Source organism: Amycolatopsis aidingensis (assembly GCF_018885265.1).
Lineage (GTDB): Bacteria > Actinomycetota > Actinomycetes > Mycobacteriales > Pseudonocardiaceae > Amycolatopsis > Amycolatopsis aidingensis.
Genome location: NZ_CP076538.1, coordinates 3235507 through 3252751, shown reverse-complemented (window position 1 = coordinate 3252751; position 17245 = coordinate 3235507). Strand labels below are relative to the sequence as shown.

Sequence of the window (17245 nt, the reverse complement as noted above, 5' to 3'; positions counted from 1 at the left end):
ACCAAGTGGACCGTGGGCCGCCCTGCCGACGGCGGTGGCCGGATCAGGTACTTCGATCACGCGTTTCCGCTCGGCCCGGTGGCCGCCTACACTGCGCGGCCACGGAAGCCGGGGCCCGCGGGCCCCTCATCGCTGGAGGTCGGGTTGTGCACAGCGGGCGGGCACCGGACCGCCGCCGGTGGCCTCGTCCTGCAACTGGTGCTGCTGGGGTTGCTGGCGGCCACCACCGGCCTCGGTGCCGCAGGCTGGCTGGCAGGCGGCGGCTACGGCCTCGCGGTCTACCTGGCCCTCACCCTGGCGCTGCGCCGCGGCCGGGGCCCGCTGGGGCCCGCGAGCCAGGTCACCCTGGTACGGGCCACGCTCACCGGCGGGGTCACCGCACTCGCCGCCGAGGCCATGACCGGCAAGGCACCGACCGTCCCGCTGGTCGCACTGGCCACCATCGCGCTGGTACTGGACGCGGTGGACGGCAAGGTCGCCCGCAGCACCGGAACCGCCTCCCCGCTGGGCGCCCGGTTCGATATGGAGGTCGACGCCTCGCTGATCCTGGTGCTCAGCGCACTGGTGGCCGGCTCGCTCGGCGGCTGGGTACTGGCGATCGGCCTGATGCGCTACGCCTTCCTCGCGGCCGGGGTGGTATGGCCGTGGCTGCGCGCCCCACTGCCGCCGCGCCCCGGCCGTAAGACGGTCGCGGCCGCGCAGGGGATCGTCCTGGTGGCCGCGGCCTCCGAGGTGTTCCCCCCACCGGTGGCCCTGGCCGGGACCGCCCTGGCACTGGCCGCGCTGACCTGGTCCTTCGGCAGGGATCTCGGCTGGCTGGTTGGCAACCGCGGGCAACGGGCCGCCCGCTGCAACCGTTCCCGTACCCGCTCCCGTCTGTAGGGCATGACACGGTACGGCAGACAGGTCCTGGTGTTGCTCGGCGCGGCCGCGCTGGCCGGTTGCGGGGCCGATTCCGGGACCGGTGGCGGGCGAGCCTGCACCGACATCGGCACGCCGGTCGGGATCGCCGTGGACGTCCGCGAACCACTCGCGTCCACAGTGGACTCGGCAGCCATCGAGGTGTGCTGGCGGGACTCCTGCCACACCCCCGAGCTGACCCTGCGCCCCTCGCAGGGTGTGGTCAGCTCCACCTGCGCCGGCGAGGTATGCGGGGCACAGGCCGCCCCCACCGGCGAGCTGCACGGCTTCGCCACCGTGCCGGAGCTGCCGATGGCGCTGGTCCGGGTAACGCTCACCCTGACCGGCGAGGGCGGGACCACGGTGCTCACCGATTCGGCCGAGGTGGAACCGGCGATGCGCTACCCGAATGGGCCCGACTGCCCCGGCGGCGGGCCGCAGGCGGCCGTGGTCGCGCAGGAGGATGGTGTGCGGCCGCGCTGAAAGCGGCCGCACACCATCCCCGAGGACTCAGTTCTTCCAGCTCTGGTAATTGTTGAAAACCTGCTCCGTTATTCTCGTCCCGCGGTTGTGGTTCGAATAGCCCGTGGTGTGCACGGCGATTCCGCAGTAACCCTCACAGCCGAACATGTATACCGGCGAACCGCTTTGCCCGCCGACGGTGTCCAGCTGATAGCGCAATTGGCGGGTATCGGACTGGCGCACCTCGTCGGAGGTGAACCACTGCGTTGCCTGCGGCTTGTCCTGCGGGTAGCCCCTGCTGAAGATCAGCGTCCCGTCGTAGGAGGCGCTCTGCCACCGCATGCCGTACCAGCCGACGGTGTCGCCGACCGTGCAGTTCAGCTTCAGGCCACCGTAGTCGTACTCGGTGTTACGGTCCCTCGTCCAGCCCAGCACGCTGTACTTGGTGTCCACGGTGCAACTGCCGTACGGGGAGGAGCCGCCGTTGCGGCCGGGGTACACGGTGAACCCGTAGTTCCAGTCCCCGCTGGAGCCCCCGCTGTGCACGCAGTGGCCCGCGGTGGCCACCGCGTTCGGCGCGTACAGCCAGCCCGTGCACCAGCTGGTGGAGCCGCCCGGCTTGGTGTAGGTCAGGTACACGGTGGCGCGCGCGGGATAGGTGGTGGTGTCGTTGACCCGGCTGCGGCCGTCCGGCCCGATGATCGACCCGGCCTGGACGTCCCCGTCCGCACCGGCGGGATCGGCGGCGGGGTCGGGTTTGGTGTTCACCCCGGTGGCGTCAGCGAGATCGCCGGTGCCTGCGAATCCCGCACTGGCGTCACCCTTTTCCTCGGCGCCGGACGAGGAAGCGACGGCGGAGCCCACCCGGCCGTCGTCGGAAACCGGGGTTGCAGGGTCGAGCCCGGCGACATCCGGCGCGGAACTGGCCGCCGGGGCCAGCACAATCGAGCATGCCGTGACCAGTCCCGCGGTCATGGCGACAGCAGATCTGTAACGAAACATGGTTGCCCTCGCGATGGGAGAAGGATTCACGCACCACAGAAATGTCCGATGCGCCGGACAAAGCTAGCACGGCCTATTCCGGCTAACTGAGGTCCAAATGGAGGAAATGCTTCACGAGCATTCGAGTGGCGTAATATCCGCTGGCCCGAATACCCCCGTGCTCCTGCTCCGAAGGCGGGTCCGCCCTGCCGGCATCCGACCGGGACCCTAGGATGCGGTCGCCGGGCGTGGCCGAAGTGTTACCGGGATCGGCGGTAGTCACTACTGGCCTCCGGGTATCCGACAATGCCAGTATCGTCGTCAACTACCGAAAGCGCGGTGAGTGTTGTGGTCCCGATGCACGTCAAAGGGGTGGTGCTGGTACCACCGGAAACGGCGCCGGTGATGCTGCTGCGGGAGACCGCTGGCGACCAGCGGTGGCTCGCCATCGCGATCGGCGCGCCGGAGGCAGAAGCGCTGCTCGCCGCCCAGCAGCAGGTCGAGCACCCCCGGCCGGGCACCGTGGAACTGATCGGCCGGGTGCTGGAGGCCTTCGGCCGCACCCTCGTCCGGGTGGAGGTCACGGACCTGCGCGACGGAATCTTCCTCGCCGACCTGGTGCTGGACGACGGCCTGCGGGTCACCGCCCGGCCCAGCGACGCCGTGGCCATCGGGCTGCGGGCCGGGGTGCCGGTGGAGGTCGCCGAGACCGTACTGGACACCGCCGCGGTGGATATCGAGCTGGCCGACACGGTCGACCCGGCCGACCCCGGCTCCTCGATGACGACCGGCGAGCAGGAGCGGCAGATCGAGGATTTCCGTGCCCTGCTCGACCAGGCCGACCCCGAGGATTTCCGGGACAACTAACCGGTCCGGCTCCCGCGGACGTCGATCCGGGTGGAACCGGGTGCGCCTGCCGAACCGGCGATGGTCACCCGCAGTAGTCCCTCGACGAGTTCCGCCTCGATGTGCTCCTCGCCCACTCCTTCCGGCAGAGTGATGTCCCGGCGGAACTGGCCGTAGGCCCGTTCCCGCACGTAGACCTCGGTGTCCGCATCGTCCTGCCTGCGCTCCCCTGCGATGGTCAGGGTGCCGCGGGACAGGCTGACATCCACATCGTCCAGGTGCACCCCTGGCAGCTCGCAGCGGATGAGCAGGTCCGATCCGCGCGCGACGATATCGGTCGCCGGGCTCCACGCGTTGGCGTACCCGCGTGGTTGCTGTTCGACCGGCCCGCCGTCCGCGCCGGTCATCCGGTCGGCCATCCGGTTCATCTCGCTGACGCCGTCGATCACACCGCGGAACGGGTTGCGGAACTTGCGGCCTCGCCCGGGCATGGTGATCGCCTCCTCTCTGTGCGCGGCCCGGATCAACTACGGCTGGAAAGGCCACCCCGCGGCCGCCGTGCGGGCCGGCCGGTGGCGGAGTCGGTGACCGGCTCTCCTTTGGTGGCGTCGTGCACCCGCGCGTCCGGGGTCGCCAGCCGGGATGCCGAGGGCGCGGCGGCCAGCCGCTCGCCGCGGAAGGCCCTGGCCAGCCCGGCGCACAGGAACAGCAGCACCACCGCGAACGGGAGGCCGGCGGTGATCGCCGCCGACTGCAGCGCGTCCAGTGCGGTCGAACCGCCGATCCACAGCAGCACGGCCGCCACGGCGCCCTCGGTGACGGCCCAGAACAGTCGCTGGCCGCGGACCGGATGCGGGTCACCGCCGTTGGTGAGCATGTCGACCACCAGGGAACCGGAGTCCGACGAGGTGGCGAAGAACAGCGTCACCACCAGCACGGTGAGCAGGGATACCAGCACCGCCAGCACCGGCCCGATGGGCAACTCGCCCACCAGCGTGAACAGAGCACTCTCCGGGGCCCCGCCCGCGATGTCGACCGTGCCGTCCTGCTGGTAACGCAGGCCGGTGCCGCCCAGCACCGTGAACCACACGATGGAGGCGCCGACCGGCGCGAACAGGGCGCCGCCGATGAACTCGCGGATCGTGCGGCCGTAGGAGATCCGGGCGATGAACATCCCGACGAACGGGGACCAGGACATCCACCAACCCCAGTAGAACAACGTCCAGGTCGCCTGCCAGCTCGCCGCCTCCGGCTGGGCATCCTGGTTGAAAACCTGGAAGCTGGAACCGACCAGGTTCTGCAGGTAGAACCCGGTGTAGTCGGCGAGGCCGGTAAGGATGTAGAGCTTCGGCCCCACCGCGAAGATGAAGGCCATCACCAGCAGGGCGAGGCCGAGGTTGACCACCGACAACCGGCGGATTCCCTTGTTGATGCCGAGCATCACGCTCACCACGGCCACCGCCGTGATCAGGGCGATGATGGCGACCTGCACGGTGGGATTGACCGCGAGCCCGAACACCTCGGACAACCCGGCGTTGACCTGCTGGGCACCGAGGCCGAGTGAGGTGGCCAGGCCGAACAGGGTGCCGAACACGGCCAGCACGTCGATCAGGTTGCCCACCCAGCCGTGAATCCGGTCGCCGATCAACGGGTAGAAGCCGGATGCCGGGCGCAGCGGCAGGCCCTTGCGGAAGCAGAAGTAGCCCATGGAAAGGCCGAGCACGATGTAGATCGCCCAGGGGTGCAGGCCCCAGTGGAAGATCGTGTAGTTCATCGCCTGGGTGACGGCCTCCTCGCCGGACCCGGAGATGGGCGCGTTGCGCAGGTGATAGGGAGCCTCGTAGACCCCGTAGAACACCAGCCCGATCCCCATCCCGGCGGTGAACAGCATGGCGAACCAGGGCAGCGTGCGGTACTCCGGCCTGGAGTTGTCCGGACCGAGCCGCAGCCGCCCGTACCGGCTCAGCATCACACCGAGCACGAACACCAGGAAGAAGGTGGCGGCCAGCACGTAGAACCAGCCCAGCTTGCCGGTGATGAATTCCAGTGCGGCGTTCGCGCCCTGCTCGATCGCCGGCGTGAACACCAGCGCGGTCACCAGGAAGACCAGCACCAACGCGACCGAGACAAGGAAGACCGGCGGATTGGTGTGGGCGCGCAGGTACCGCCGTACCGGGCCGGCAGGCGGCTGGTTCTCGGCTGTGGGCATCCGGCTGCCCTCCTTCGTCGCGCTCGTTACTCCCGCTCACAGGCCCGACGGCAGGAACGGCCGCTCGCTCGGGGTGAAGACGGCGGCCGTTCCTGGATCCCCAGGTTCCCCGCGCGCCGGCGCGGCAAACATGCCGGTTTCCCCGCGGCCCCGCGCGGGTACCTGCCGGGTGGCCCCGACCGGGCAGAGTCCGACCGGGGAGAGGAGGTCGATGATGAGCAGGCAGCAGCAGAACCCCATCCCGCAGGCGCCACCGGCCGAGGAACCGGCCGTCGACCCGGCCCAGCGCAGGCGGGCGGCCCGCGCCGTGGCCTCCGCCGCTCGCGACGCAGAGGACTGCGCTCAGTTACTGGATGCGCTCGGGCTGCGCGCCGCCGACGGCCTGGACGCCGCGGCACCTACCCGGCGGGCGGGCTGAGCCCGCCGCAGGGTTACCCGGCCTTGCCGCCTTCCATTGCCTCGACCAGGCTCTTCGGGCGCATGTCCGTCCAGTTCTCTTCCACGTAGTCCAGGCACTCCTGCCTGCTGGACTCGGACTTGACGATCTCCCACCCGGCGGGGACCTCGGCGAAGGCCGGCCACAGCGAGTGCTGGTTCTCCGCGTTCACCAGCACCAGGAACCGGCCGTTCTCGTCGTCGAAGGGATTGGTCATCCTCGGTCCTCTTCCTCGCCTCCGGGCAAACCGTAGGCGAGCCTAACCCAGGAGCGGTGGCCATGGCCATGCCGAGCGCAGGTGACGCCGGTCGCCGCTACTGGCCCACCGCGCCGTCGATCAGCTCCCGCAGCAGGTCGGCGTGGCCGTTGTGCCGGGCATATTCCTCCACCATGTGCACCAGTACCCAGCGCAGCGAGATCGGCCCCCGCCAGGGATCCTGGCCGGTGACCTCCAGGTCCGGCGCCTGAGCCACGAACCGGTCGGCGAAGGCCACCTCGGTCCGCCAGGCCCGCCACGCCTCGGCGACCACCGCGGGGTCGGCCACCGCCCCGGTGAAGTCCCCGTCCGGTTCGGCCGCAGAGCAGAACAGCGGCGGCGCCTCCTGGCCTGCCAGCACGTTCCGGAACCAGCCGCACTCGACCTCGGCCAGGTGCCGTACCAGCCCGAGCAGGGACAGGCCGGAGGGCTCCACGGCGCGGCGGGCCAGGTCCGCGGCCTCGAGGCCGCCGCATTTCAGTTCCAGGGTCGCGCGCTGGAAGCGCAGGAACCCCAGCAGGGTCTCCCGCTCTCCCGCGCGAGCAGGCGGGTCGGCCCGAGGGTCATGGTCCGGGTCGACGAACATATCGGTGGGCATACCGGCGATCATCGGCCTCTTGCCGCGGATCCACCACTGATTTCCGGCCGCCCGCCTGCTTCGGCACAGGCTAGGCCCGCCAGTGCGCGGGACGCTCGAGGCCGCGGGGCAACCTGGTCGCTGCGTCCCCCTTGGCCGCGTTCACCTGTGGCTGGGTGAGGAAGATGCCGTCGGTGAGGTCGGCGCCGCGCAGGTCCGCATCGCGCAGATCGGCCCCGATCAGGTCGGCGGTGCGCAGGTCCGCCCGGCTGAGGTCGGCCGCGATCAGGTAGGCCCCGCGCAGGTTCGCCCCGCGCAGGTCCGTGCCGCGCAACCGGGCCCCGATCAGGTCGGCTCCCCTGCGGTTCTTCCGGCGGCCGGGTACCCCGGCACGCACCAGCTCGCTGGTACGTAGCAGCAACGGGTTGACCTCGGCGCGCAGGCCCGCCACGTCCAGCCCGGCGAGCATGGCCGCCTCGCCGCTGGTGAGTCCTTCGATGTTCGCCCGCGCCCTGCGCAGCTGTGCGTGCACCGGGGCGGCGGCCGGCAGCGCCAGCGCCTCGGCCAGGTACCAGAGCAGCTCGTGCAACTGGCGCATCACCGCGAACACCTGGAACATCTGCCCGGCGAGCTCCGGCTCCGTTCGCCAGTCCCGGCCGGCGAAGGTGACCTGGGAAACCTGCTGCCCCGCCCCCTGGCAGTCGAACACCGTGCAGCCCGCGAAGCCCTCCTCGCGCAGCCGGGCATGGATGCCGCAGCGGAAATCCGGCCGCAGGTTCCGGCAGGGCGTACCGGCCTCCTTGTCCACCGCGAAGTCGGCAGTGGCCGCGAACGGCAAGGCCACGCAGCAGAGCCCGAAACAATTCGCGCAGTCCGCCCGCAGCCGGGCCCGCTCGTCGGTCGCCGCATGCACCCCGGACATTCTGATCATCTCCTCCCGCACGGCAACCGACCACCTCATTCTCCACCCGGCCACCCACGACCGCCGCGCCGGGGTCAGCACGAAAATCCACTATGGACTTTCGGAGCGCCGGCTACATGCTCGTCACTCTCTATGCAACGCCGCATCCGCTTGGTACAGTTCGCCACTGGGAGCGCTCCCAGATCCATCGTCGGATCACGCAACCTCGGGACACCGACGTCACGAGGTCGTAGTAAGGAGCCCGAAATGAGAACCGAATCTCCTGGTCGGCGGCGCGGCTCGCGTCGCAGACACCGCGCCGTGACCGGGGTGGCCACCTCGGCGCTAATGGGTGCGGCCCTGCTGGCGGGCGGGGGTAGCCCGGCCACCGCGCAGGAACGGGTGGACAACCCGTATGCCGGCGCGACGGTGTACGTCAACCCGTTGTGGGCGGCCAAGGCGGCCGCCGAACCGGGCGGCGAGGCCGTGGCCGACGAGCCCACCGGGGTGTGGCTGGACCGGATCAGCGCCATCGAGGGCAACGACAGCCCGACCACCGGCGGCTTCGGTCTGCGCGACCATCTCGACGAAGCGCTGGCACAGGACGCCGACCTGATCCAGATCGTCATCTACAACCTGCCCGGCAGGGACTGCGCGGCCCTGGCCTCCAACGGTGAGCTGGGCCCGGACGAGCTGGGCCGGTACGAATCGGAGTACATCGACCCGATCGCGGAGATCCTGTCCGACCCGGCCTACGCCGAGTTGCGGATCGTCACCACGATCGAGATCGACTCGCTGCCCAACCTGGTCACCAACGTCGGTAGCAGGCCGACCGCGACCGAGCAGTGCGACGAGATGCTGGCCAACGGCAACTACGTCAACGGGGTCGGGTACGCCCTTTCCCGGCTGGGCGCGATTCCCAATGTGTACAACTACGTCGATGCCGGGCATCACGGCTGGATCGGCTGGGAGTCCAACTTCGAACCCAGCGCGGAGATCATCTACGAGGCCGCGAACGCGAACGGAGCCGAGCCGTCCGACGTGCACGGCTTCATCGCCAACACGGCCAACTACAGCGCGCTGGTCGAGCCGCACTTCGACGTGGACGACACGATCAACGGTCAGCCGATCCGGGCGCAGTCGAGCTGGGTGGACTGGAACGACTATGTGGACGAGCTGTCCTTCGCTCAGGCCTTCCGGGAGCAGCTCGTCGAGGAGGGCTTCGACCCGGGCGTCGGCATGCTGATCGACACCTCGCGCAACGGCTGGGGCGGGTCGGACCGGCCGGCCGGTCCCGGGCCCACCACCAGCGCCGACGCCTATGTGGACGGTGGCAGGATCGACCGCAGGATCCACGTGGGCAACTGGTGCAACCAGGCGGGCGCCGGGCTCGGGGAACGGCCGCAGGCCGATCCGGAACCCGGGATCGACGCCTACGTCTGGATGAAGCCGCCCGGCGAGTCGGACGGCTCCAGCGAGGAGATCCCCAACGACGAGGGCAAGGGCTTCGACCGGATGTGCGACCCGACCTACGGCGGGAACCCGCGCAACGGCAACAGCGCGACCGGTGCCCTGCCGGACGCCCCGATCTCCGGGCACTGGTTCTCCGCCCAGTTCCAGCAGCTGCTGGCGAACGCCTACCCGCCGATCGGCAGCGACCCCGGCGACCCCGGTGACCCTGGCGATCCCGGTGACCCTGGCGATCCCGCCGGTTGCACGGTGGACTATCAGCTGCAGAACGAGTGGAACACCGGCTACGTGGCCGCGGTGACCGTGCACAACGACGGCGACTCCAGCGTGCCGAGCTGGACCCTCACCTTCGGCAACCCGGCAGGGCAACAGGTCACCAGCAGCTGGAACGCCGAGGTAACCCAGCAGGGCGAGACGGTGACGGCCACCGGCAGCGGCTGGAACGGCAGCATCCCGGCGGGCGGCTCGGTGAGCTTCGGCTTCCAGGGCACCCATTCCGGGTCGCACGCCGCACCGGCCGGGTTCACCCTGAACGACACCGCCTGCGACTGAGCCCGGTTGCGGTAATCCCTGCCCCTGCCAAGGACGAGCGATGAGCGAGGGCGCCGTGTCCGGCGTGGGACACGGCGCCCTCGCGGCTCACCGCCGTGGTTCCCGGCTCGCTGTGGGAGCGGGCCGGGCTCGGTACACTGGCGGGATGAGCGAGGGGATGCGGACCGTACTCTCCGCCTTCCGCGTACTCGAGGAAGTCGCCTACCACCAGCCCGCCGGTGTCGGTGATCTCGCCCGCAGGCTGGGCCTGCCGAAGAGCACGGTGCAGCGCGCGCTCCGGACACTGTGGACTGCCGGGTGGATCTGCCCGGACGGCGCGGAGGTCACCCGCTGGGTACTCACCACCCGCGCGCTGCAGATCGGCAGCCGCGCGATCGTGGACCTGAGCGTGCGGGACGCGGCCGCGGCGGTGCTGCCGGAGCTTCGTGGCCAGACCGGGGAGACCGCGCACCTGATGGTGCTGGAGGGTGACCGGGCCGTCCTGATCGAGCGGGTGGAGACCGATCACCCGGTGCGCGCGGTGATCCCGCTCGGCAGCCATGTTCCGCTGCACGGCTCCTCGAACGGCAAGGCCATGCTCGCGTATCTTTCGCGGACCGAGGTCGAGGAGATCGTCGGGCCGAAGCTCGAGCGCTATACCGAGAACACCATTGTGGACCTCGATGAATTCCACGCCGAGCTCGGCAGGGTGCGGGAGCGCGGCTACGCAGCCAACCTCGGCGAGTGGCGGGCCGACATCACGGCCGTCGCCTCCCCTGTCTTCGACTCCACCGGCGTCCCGGTGGCCAGCCTCTCCGTCTCCGCACCGGCGGACCGGATGCCGGAGGACACCAGAAAGCGGTACGGGAAGCTGGTGACCGAGGCCGCCCAGCGGGTCAGCGCCACCCTCGGCTTCCGGGGTCCGGCCGGAGCCGCCTGATGGCGACCGGTGCTCACCGGCCGCGCCAGTGCGGCGGGCGTTTCCGGACGAACGCGGCCACTCCCTCGTGGAAGTCCTCGCTGCCGTAGCACATCCGTACCAGATCGTCGCCGTCCGGAACGGCGGCCGCACGCAGCCGCCGGATCGCGAGCTTGCTGGCCCGCAGGGTCAGCGGGGCATGACCTGCCAGCCGCGCGCACAGCGCGTTCAGCCGCTCGTCCAGTTCGCCGTCGTCGAGGAGCTCCGTCACCAGCCCGGCCGCCAGCGCCTGCTCGGCATCGAGTAGCTCGGCGGTGTACATCAGATGCAGGGTCCGCGCGGCACCGATGAGGTCCACCAGGCGCGCGTAGTTGCGCATGGAGAGGCAATTGCCGATGGTGCGCGCGATCGGCACCCCGAAGGTGGCCGAGCGGGTACAGACGCGCAGGTCGCAGGCGGCCGCGATGGCCAGCCCGCCGCCGATGGCATGGCCGTCCACGGCGGCGATGGTGGGCACATCGAGCCGCTCGAGGCGGTCCAGCACGGAGTCGATGCGCCGCTCGTACTCGATCCCGTCCTCGGCGTCCCGGAAGTCCTGGAACTGGCCGATATCGGTACCCGCGACGAAGGCCTTCCCGCCCGCACCGCGCAGCACGGCGACCCGCACCCCTGGTTCGGCCTCCACCCGGTCGCAGAACTCGACCAGCCCGTCGTACATGGCCCAGGTCATCGCGTTGCGCGCGGCGGGCCGGTTGAAGATCGCGGTCGCCACCGTACCGTCGATCCGCACGATCAGCTGCTCGCTCATCCGATGTCTCCCTCGCCCGCCTGCCATCCGGCGCCGTGCCGCTACACGGAACGGATTGCCTTCAGTGGCACGAATGTATGGTCGCCCGCACACCGGGTCAAGAAGACACCGAGATCACCAGCGCACCGAAACAGCCAACGCATGTGAACGAACGGCCAAAGCGTGTCCATGAGCAGCAAACACACGCGCGCAGACGGCAAACACGCGCATGTGGTGTGTTTGCCGTTCCCGCGCACGCGTTGGCCGTCTGCATGCACGCGTTGGCCGCCCAGCTACGCGGGTTGGCCGTTCGGGAGGAGAGGGACGCCGGTGTGGTGGTCACACACTGCGCAGGTGCCTGCGCAGGAGGCCTGCGAAGTGGCGTTCGGCGGCCCGCAGGGCCTCGTCCTGGTCCAGCAGCACGCCGGTCACCCGGTTGGAGCGGGCCTCGGCCCAGGTCTCGGCGCTGTCGCGGGTGCCGAAGAACTTCGTGTAGGGGCCGCAGGCCCTGGCGTCGCCGAGCTCGCTGCACACGATCAGGATTCCGACGAACACCACCGTGGTGGCGGGCTGCCAGTCGGCGGTGGCGCCTTGATCACCGACGGTGACCCTGATCCGCCTGCGGGTCTGCGGGTCCACCGAGACGATCTCCGCGTCGGTCTCCAGCATCGCGGGGGCGCCCAGCGCGTGCAGTGCCGACACCGCATAGGGCTGCGCCCCGTCCGCGATCTGCACCCGGTGCGGGGTGCGCTCGGTGGCGAAGGGATAGGCGTGCTCGATCTCGCCCCGCTGCCCCAGGCCGACCAGGTCCCACTCGGCCAGCTCCCGCAGGCACTGCCTGGCCTCGGCATCCAGCTCCGCGCGGGCGGGCGGCGCGCCGGTGGCGGCGAACCGGCGCAGGATGCTGCGGTGCAGCAACCGCGCCTGCCTCGGCAGGAAGCCGAGCCGCTCGCTGGTCGGTTCACCGAGGATGCGTTCGACCCCCTCGCGGGGCGCCGGGTCGGCCACGATCAGACTCCTTCACGTCGATGCGGCAGACGATAACCCGGCCGACGCCACCACGATCGTGTGACAACCGGGCGCGACGCCGGGTACCCACCGTCGATCCGTCCGAAGTCCACTATCCACAGCGGTCCGACAGAAACGAATTCTCCAAGCCCCACAAGGAAAAGAGCCTGCGGCTCAGCCTTCTTCCTGCTGCTGCGCCACCGAGGCCCGCACCTCGTCCATGTCCACCGAGCGGACCTTGCCGATCAGCTCCTCCAGCGCGGGCTCGGGCAGCGCACCCGGCTGGGCGTACAGCACCACGCTGTCCCGGATCGCCACCAGCGTCGGGATGGACGACACCCCGAAGGACTGTGCCAGCTCAGGTTCCGCCTCGGTGTCCACCGTGCCGAAGGTGACGTCCCCGTGCTGCCGGGCCGCACGCTCGTACACCGGGGCGAACATCCGGCATGGCCCGCACCACGAAGCCCAGAAGTCGATCAGCACCGTACCCTGGTCGCCCACCACGTCGGTGAAGTTGTCCTTGGTCAGCTCGATGGTCGCCACGCCGAACCTCCTCCTCGGTATACCGGCCACGGTACGGATCAGGAGCGGGCCCGGCCACGGTCGAAAGTAACCGGAGCGTCGAAGGCGGCGCCGGCCATACGTTCAGTGCTGGGTGGCGAAGCTCTCCACCGCGTGCCGCAGATGCGCCTCCATCTGCGCGCAGGCGTGCTCGGCGTCCCCGGAACGGACCGCATCCAGCAGCAGCCGGTGCTCTTCGGTCAGGTCGTGTGGCCGGGGGTAGGAGGGCCGCAGCTGGGCCAGGCACAGCTGCATCTCCTCTTGTAACGCGGGGTAGATCCGGCTCAGCCGCGCGCTCCCTGCGGCATCGACCAGCGCAAGGTGGAAGGCGGTATGCGCCTCCACCCGGTCGGCCCAGCCCGCGTCCACCGGCAGGGCCTCCATCTCGGCCAGCCGCCGCCCGGGCCGCTCCAGCGGCCGCCGCCGCTGCACGATCTCCCGGACGGCGGCGAGTTCCAGCGGGGTACGGACGAAGAACAGGTCGCGCACATCGGCCTCGGTCAGCACCGGCACGATCAGCGAGCGCCCCTGGGAACGCTGCACCAGGTTCCTGCCGACGAGTTCCTGCAGGGCCGAGCGCACGGTCGGCCGCGCCACCCCGAAGGTGGCGGCCAGCGCGGTCTCCACCAGCGGCTCACCCGGTCGCAGCTCGCCGCCGAGGATCTGCTTGCGCACCGCCTCGACCAGGGCGTCCCTGGTGCTCATGGTCTGCAACATCAGGTTCACGGGGCTCCCTCGACTCCTCGCGGTCAGGATAGCGGTCTGCCGGGATGACCGGCCGGGTCCTGGTGCTCTCAGCGTTCTGTCAAGGTCCGGCCGCTAACCTGCCGGCACGGAGGTGAGCACCGATCATGACGCACGGCTGGACCGGCCAGGGACGGCGCACGGCCCAGGCGAGCGGCCTGGTCGCCCTCGCGCTCGGCGCCTGCCTGCTGACCGCGCTACATCTGCTGCCGCCGACCAGCGAGATCAGCCCGGTCCGGCGCACGCTCAGCGAGTACGCGCTCGGGCCGGGCAAGTGGGTTTTCGACGTTGCCCTGTTACTGGTCTTCGTGGCCTCCGTGCTCGCCTTCGCCGAGGTGGCCCGCCGCCGCCTCTCCCTGCCGGCCACCGTCCTCGGCGTGCTCTGGACGGCGAGCCTGCTGGTCCTGGTCACGTTTACCAAGACCGACTGGTCGGTCGGTCCGAGTATCGGCGGCCTGATCCACCGCTACACCAGCGTGGTCGCCTTCCTGTCGCTGCCTGCCGCGATCCTGCTACTGGCCAGGCCCGTGTTCCCCACCATGCCGGGCTGGCGGTGGCTGGCCAGGGCACTGAGCGTGTTCTCCCTGCTGTGGTTCGGCACCATCCTGGCCGCGATCGGCTACATGATGTCCGGCGGACCGGCCTGGTGGCGGTTCCTGCCGCTCGGGCTGGTGGAGCGGATGCTGGTGGGCAGTGCGGTGGCGGCCCTGGCCGTGCTGATCGCCGGGCTGATCCGGGCCCGTCCCGTGGACGCCGGCGCGGCGGACGGTCCGATGAGTTCGGCCCAGTCGGAGAGTCGAACCTGGTGACGAACGGTTCGAGCCAGCGAAGGAGCGGTACATGGTCATCGTCGCGGGGCACCTCATGGTCGATCCGCAGCAGCGGGACTCCTACCTCGCGGGTTGTGTGCAGGTGGTGGAACAGGCCCGCCGGGCGCCCGGCTGCCTCGATTTCTCCATCACCGCGGACCTGGTCGATGCCGGCCGGATCGTCGTCTTCGAGCGCTGGGAGTCACCGGCAGCGGTGGCGGCGTTCCGCGGCGACGGCCCTGATGCGGGGCAGAGCGCCGCGATACTCGCCGCCTCGGTCGCCGAGTACGACATCGCGGACACCCGCCCGCTGACCTGACCGGCTGAGCTCAGGGTGCACGGTCGGCCCAGCCGACGGGGTCGGCCAGCACCTCGGCGAGTGCACCGCGGGCCGCGCCGAGCAGGACCGCGTCCGGTCCCCGGCGCCCTGGCCGCAGCAACGTCCACGGGTGGTGGTCGGCCAGCCTGCGGCGCAGCGGCCCGGCGAAGGGCTCGCCGAGGGCGGCCAACCTGCCGCCGAGCACCACCACCTCCGGGTCCAGCACAGCCAGCGGACCCGCCAGGGCGTCGGCGAGCCGGTGGGCGGCGAGCTCCGCCGCGGCGGCCGCGGCCTCCTGGCCCGCGCGCAACCGCCGCCCGAAGGGGTCCTCGCCGGTGAGCAACCGGTTCACCGCACCCTCGCCCACCCCGACGGCCGCCGCCATGGCCCGGCGCCCGGCGTAGGCGTCCAGGCAGCCGCGCAGGCCGCACGGGCAGGACCGGCCCCGGTGCCGCACCGGCACGTGGCCGAGCAACCCCGCCGCACCCGCCGCACCCCGGTGGGCCGCGCCCGCGCTGACCAGCACGGCGCCCAGCTCGGCCTCGCCACCGACGTACAGCGCGCTGCCCTCCTCGACGTCCTCGGCCGCGGCGGCGTACCCGGCCCCGCCGCCGATCTGGACGGGCACTCCGTGCGCGCCGAGCGCGGCGAGCTCACGCTCGACCAGCGCGCGCAGGTCGGCGTCCCGCCAGCCGAGGCTGGGTGCTCTGTGCACCGTCGGGTAGCCGTCCCGGTCGTGCTCGATCACGCCCTCCACCGCCACCGCGACCCCGGCCACCAGACGGTCGGTGGTCACCGCCTGCTCGAACAGCCTGCGCAGCACCGGCCGGGCCGCGCGTACCGCCTCGGCAGGCTCGGTACCGGCGAGGGTCGCCCTGCGCAGCTCCCGGTGCCGGGGGCGACCGCGCAGGTCGACCACGTAGCCCGCGACGTAGTCCACGTCGAAACACAGCCCGAGCCCGACCGGCCCCTCGTGAGCGGCGGCCACCCGGCCTGCCGGCCTGCCGGGACCGCTGGCGGGCACCGCGCCGAGGTCGGCCACCACCCCGGCCTCGATCAACTCGGTGACCAGGTTGGTGACCGCGACCGTGCTGAGTCCGGCGCGCCGGGCCAGCTCCACCCTGGTGACCGGCCCGCCCGCGCAGATCAGCCGCATCAGCAGGGCGAGGTTGTGCTTCCTGTCCGTGCCCATCGTTAAATAATAAACGTACTTGGTTAATTAACTCTAGCCGGAAGCGGCGCGGCGCTGTAGACAGTGATCCAGCGCACGGAGAAGTGCGGGAACGAGAAAGGTGCGTGTGACACATGGCGGTGGTCTCCTACCGGGCGGCATCCAGGGTTTTCCCCTCCACTCCCCCGGTGCGGGCGGTGGACAACCTGGATCTCGACATCACCGACGGCGAGTTCCTCGTCCTGGTCGGACCTTCCGGCTCCGGCAAGTCCACCGCACTGCGCATGCTGGCCGGGCTCGAGGACGTGGACGAGGGGTCGATCTTCATCGACGACCGAGACGTCACCGCGGTCCCCCCGAAGGACAGGGATATCGCGATGGTGTTCCAGTCCTACGCGCTGTACCCGCACATGACCGTCGCGGAGAACATGGGTTTCGCGCTGAAGCTCAAGCGGGTCAACAAGTCCGAGGTGGCCAAGCGGGTCAGGCACGCGGCCGAACTGCTGGACCTGACCGCCTACCTCGATCGCAAGCCGAAGGCGCTGTCCGGCGGGCAGCGGCAGCGGGTTGCCATGGGCCGCGCCATTGTCCGCGAGCCCGCGGTGTTCCTGATGGACGAGCCACTGTCCAACCTGGACGCCAAGCTGCGGGTGGAGACGCGGGCGAACATCGCGGCGCTGCAGAACCGGCTGGGCACCACCACCATCTACGTCACGCACGACCAGGTCGAGGCGATGACCATGGGGCACCGGGTGGCGGTGCTCAAGGACGGCCTGCTCCAGCAGTGCGACACTCCGCGCGAGCTGTACGAGCGGCCCGCGAACTCCTTCGTCGCCGGGTTCATCGGCTCACCCAGCATGAACCTGCACGACGCCCCGCTGAGCGCGCAGGGCGCCCAGCTGGACGGGCTCACCGTGCCCCTGCCCCGTGCCACCCTGGAGGCCGCGCGGCAGGAGGGTCTGAGCAGCGTCACCGTCGGCCTGCGCCCCGAAGCGCTGCGGCTGGTGGAACCGGGCGGCGAGTCGGCGAAGCTGTCGGTGGAGCTGGTGGAGGAACTCGGCGCGGACGCCTACGTGCACGGCTCGATCCAGGTCGGCGACCAGACCGCCCGGCTGATCGTACGGGTGGACGGCCGCAGGCCCCCGCAGCTCGGCGAGACCGTCCAGCTGCGCCTGGACGACCCCGAACAGGTGCACGTGTTCTCCCCGGAAACCGGTCAGCGCCTCGGCCGGTGACCCGTTCCGGCATCGGGAACGGCCAACTCGGGTACGTGGGGAGCAAACTCGCGTACCTGGACGGCAAACACGCGCGCGTGGGCGGCAAACACGGCCGGAAACCGTGTTTGCCGCCCACATCCA

At 70.8% G+C, this 17245-nt stretch carries 20 protein-coding genes; 9 read left to right on the top strand and 11 right to left on the bottom strand.

The window, feature by feature from the left end; genetic code table 11:
• Nucleotides 1-12 precede the first annotated feature (12 nt).
• Together KOI47_RS15315 and KOI47_RS15310 are read left to right on the top strand one after the other, a co-directional pair.
• Nucleotides 13-882, top strand: a complete 870-nt coding sequence (locus KOI47_RS15315) for a CDP-alcohol phosphatidyltransferase family protein (protein ID WP_332461466.1) — start codon at nt 13-15, stop codon at nt 880-882.
• Between the two features lie 3 nt (nt 883-885).
• Nucleotides 886-1383, top strand: coding sequence for a hypothetical protein (locus KOI47_RS15310; protein WP_216216630.1), 498 nt, complete (start codon nt 886-888; stop codon nt 1381-1383).
• Between the two features lie 27 nt (nt 1384-1410).
• Here KOI47_RS15310 and KOI47_RS15305 read toward each other — a convergent pair whose 3' ends face one another.
• On the bottom strand, nt 1411-2337 hold the full coding sequence (locus KOI47_RS15305; RefSeq protein WP_216216629.1) for a trypsin-like serine peptidase: 927 nt from the start codon (nt 2335-2337) through the stop codon (nt 1411-1413).
• Between the two features lie 345 nt (nt 2338-2682).
• On the opposite strand from KOI47_RS15305, the gene KOI47_RS15300 reads away from it, so the two are divergent.
• On the top strand, nt 2683-3210 hold the full coding sequence (locus KOI47_RS15300) for a bifunctional nuclease family protein (protein ID WP_332461465.1): 528 nt from the start codon (nt 2683-2685) through the stop codon (nt 3208-3210).
• Here the strand turns inward: KOI47_RS15300 and KOI47_RS15295 are convergent.
• Both KOI47_RS15295 and KOI47_RS15290 read right to left on the bottom strand, forming a co-directional pair.
• Nucleotides 3207-3680, bottom strand: coding sequence for an Hsp20/alpha crystallin family protein (locus tag KOI47_RS15295; protein ID WP_216216628.1), 474 nt, complete (start codon nt 3678-3680; stop codon nt 3207-3209). The two genes, KOI47_RS15300 and KOI47_RS15295, sit on opposite strands and share 4 nt — an antisense overlap.
• Nucleotides 3681-3712: 32 nt before the next feature.
• Entirely contained in the window at nt 3713-5398 is a 1686-nt protein-coding gene (locus KOI47_RS15290) for a BCCT family transporter (protein WP_216216627.1), read from the bottom strand.
• Nucleotides 5399-5612: 214 nt separating this feature from the next.
• Here KOI47_RS15290 and KOI47_RS15285 point away from each other — a divergent pair, with 214 nt between their 5' ends.
• A complete protein-coding gene (locus tag KOI47_RS15285) occupies nt 5613-5816 on the top strand; it encodes a hypothetical protein (RefSeq protein WP_232376755.1) in 204 nt (67 codons plus the stop codon).
• A gap of 13 nt (nt 5817-5829) precedes the next feature.
• On the opposite strand, the gene KOI47_RS15280 is transcribed toward KOI47_RS15285, so the two are convergent.
• From KOI47_RS15280 to KOI47_RS15270, 3 genes are all read right to left on the bottom strand, one after another.
• Nucleotides 5830-6051, bottom strand: coding sequence for an MbtH family protein (locus tag KOI47_RS15280; protein WP_216216625.1), 222 nt, complete (start codon nt 6049-6051; stop codon nt 5830-5832).
• Between the two features lie 97 nt (nt 6052-6148).
• Entirely contained in the window at nt 6149-6688 is a 540-nt protein-coding gene (locus tag KOI47_RS15275) for a DinB family protein (protein ID WP_408629910.1), read from the bottom strand.
• Between the two features lie 70 nt (nt 6689-6758).
• Nucleotides 6759-7589 (bottom strand): pentapeptide repeat-containing protein, encoded by an 831-nt coding sequence (locus tag KOI47_RS15270; protein WP_216216623.1) that lies wholly within the window; start codon nt 7587-7589, stop codon nt 6759-6761.
• Nucleotides 7590-7835: 246 nt separating this feature from the next.
• On the opposite strand from KOI47_RS15270, the gene KOI47_RS35570 reads away from it, so the two are divergent.
• Together KOI47_RS35570 and KOI47_RS15260 are read left to right on the top strand one after the other, a co-directional pair.
• Nucleotides 7836-9590, top strand: coding sequence for a glycoside hydrolase family 6 protein (locus tag KOI47_RS35570; protein ID WP_269756708.1), 1755 nt, complete (start codon nt 7836-7838; stop codon nt 9588-9590).
• Nucleotides 9591-9735: 145 nt separating this feature from the next.
• Nucleotides 9736-10509, top strand: a complete 774-nt coding sequence (locus KOI47_RS15260; protein WP_216216621.1) for an IclR family transcriptional regulator — start codon at nt 9736-9738, stop codon at nt 10507-10509.
• 13 nt (nt 10510-10522) lie between these two features.
• Here KOI47_RS15260 and KOI47_RS15255 read toward each other — a convergent pair whose 3' ends face one another.
• From KOI47_RS15255 to KOI47_RS15240, 4 genes are all read right to left on the bottom strand, one after another.
• Nucleotides 10523-11296: an enoyl-CoA hydratase/isomerase family protein gene (locus KOI47_RS15255; protein WP_216216620.1), complete on the bottom strand. Its 774-nt coding sequence runs from the start codon at nt 11294-11296 to the stop codon at nt 10523-10525.
• A gap of 318 nt (nt 11297-11614) precedes the next feature.
• Nucleotides 11615-12283, bottom strand: coding sequence for an organomercurial lyase (gene merB, locus KOI47_RS15250; RefSeq protein WP_216216619.1), 669 nt, complete (start codon nt 12281-12283; stop codon nt 11615-11617).
• A 174-nt stretch (nt 12284-12457) separates the two neighbouring features.
• A complete protein-coding gene (locus tag KOI47_RS15245; RefSeq protein ID WP_216216618.1) occupies nt 12458-12826 on the bottom strand; it encodes a thioredoxin family protein in 369 nt (122 codons plus the stop codon).
• A gap of 102 nt (nt 12827-12928) precedes the next feature.
• Complete coding sequence (locus tag KOI47_RS15240; protein WP_232376867.1) at nt 12929-13561, bottom strand: GntR family transcriptional regulator; 633 nt, start codon at nt 13559-13561, stop codon at nt 12929-12931.
• Between the two features lie 134 nt (nt 13562-13695).
• Here KOI47_RS15240 and KOI47_RS15235 point away from each other — a divergent pair, with 134 nt between their 5' ends.
• Complete coding sequence (locus KOI47_RS15235) at nt 13696-14397, top strand: DUF998 domain-containing protein (protein ID WP_216216616.1); 702 nt, start codon at nt 13696-13698, stop codon at nt 14395-14397.
• Between the two features lie 31 nt (nt 14398-14428).
• A complete protein-coding gene (locus tag KOI47_RS15230) occupies nt 14429-14716 on the top strand; it encodes a putative quinol monooxygenase (protein ID WP_216216615.1) in 288 nt (95 codons plus the stop codon).
• Between the two features lie 10 nt (nt 14717-14726).
• Here the strand turns inward: KOI47_RS15230 and KOI47_RS15225 are convergent, their stop codons facing one another.
• A complete protein-coding gene (locus tag KOI47_RS15225; RefSeq protein ID WP_216216614.1) occupies nt 14727-15908 on the bottom strand; it encodes an ROK family transcriptional regulator in 1182 nt (393 codons plus the stop codon).
• 113 nt (nt 15909-16021) lie between these two features.
• Here KOI47_RS15225 and KOI47_RS15220 point away from each other — a divergent pair, with 113 nt between their 5' ends.
• Entirely contained in the window at nt 16022-17122 is a 1101-nt protein-coding gene (locus KOI47_RS15220; RefSeq protein WP_216216613.1) for an ABC transporter ATP-binding protein, read from the top strand.
• Nucleotides 17123-17245: the final 123 nt, after the last annotated feature.

Excerpts from the sequence above, each read along its gene's own strand:
- KOI47_RS15310 (WP_216216630.1), top strand. The coding sequence starts at position 886 with ATGACACGGTACGGCAGACAGGTCCTGGTGTTGCTCGGCGCGGCCGCG.
- KOI47_RS15305 (WP_216216629.1), bottom strand. The coding sequence starts at position 2,337 with ATGACCGCGGGACTGGTCACGGCATGCTCGATTGTGCTGGCCCCGGCG.
- KOI47_RS15295 (WP_216216628.1), bottom strand. The coding sequence starts at position 3,680 with ATGCCCGGGCGAGGCCGCAAGTTCCGCAACCCGTTCCGCGGTGTGATC.
- KOI47_RS15290 (WP_216216627.1), bottom strand. The coding sequence starts at position 5,398 with ATGCCCACAGCCGAGAACCAGCCGCCTGCCGGCCCGGTACGGCGGTAC.
- KOI47_RS15285 (WP_232376755.1), top strand. The coding sequence starts at position 5,613 with ATGAGCAGGCAGCAGCAGAACCCCATCCCGCAGGCGCCACCGGCCGAG.
- KOI47_RS15280 (WP_216216625.1), bottom strand. The coding sequence starts at position 6,051 with ATGACCAATCCCTTCGACGACGAGAACGGCCGGTTCCTGGTGCTGGTG.
- KOI47_RS15275 (WP_408629910.1), bottom strand. The coding sequence starts at position 6,688 with ATGCCCACCGATATGTTCGTCGACCCGGACCATGACCCTCGGGCCGAC.
- KOI47_RS15270 (WP_216216623.1), bottom strand. The coding sequence starts at position 7,589 with ATGTCCGGGGTGCATGCGGCGACCGACGAGCGGGCCCGGCTGCGGGCG.
- KOI47_RS35570 (WP_269756708.1), top strand. The coding sequence starts at position 7,836 with ATGAGAACCGAATCTCCTGGTCGGCGGCGCGGCTCGCGTCGCAGACAC.
- KOI47_RS15260 (WP_216216621.1), top strand. The coding sequence starts at position 9,736 with ATGAGCGAGGGGATGCGGACCGTACTCTCCGCCTTCCGCGTACTCGAG.
- KOI47_RS15255 (WP_216216620.1), bottom strand. The coding sequence starts at position 11,296 with ATGAGCGAGCAGCTGATCGTGCGGATCGACGGTACGGTGGCGACCGCG.
- KOI47_RS15240 (WP_232376867.1), bottom strand. The coding sequence starts at position 13,561 with ATGTTGCAGACCATGAGCACCAGGGACGCCCTGGTCGAGGCGGTGCGC.
- KOI47_RS15235 (WP_216216616.1), top strand. The coding sequence starts at position 13,696 with ATGACGCACGGCTGGACCGGCCAGGGACGGCGCACGGCCCAGGCGAGC.
- KOI47_RS15230 (WP_216216615.1), top strand. The coding sequence starts at position 14,429 with ATGGTCATCGTCGCGGGGCACCTCATGGTCGATCCGCAGCAGCGGGAC.
- KOI47_RS15225 (WP_216216614.1), bottom strand. The coding sequence starts at position 15,908 with ATGGGCACGGACAGGAAGCACAACCTCGCCCTGCTGATGCGGCTGATC.
- KOI47_RS15220 (WP_216216613.1), top strand. The coding sequence starts at position 16,022 with ATGGCGGTGGTCTCCTACCGGGCGGCATCCAGGGTTTTCCCCTCCACT.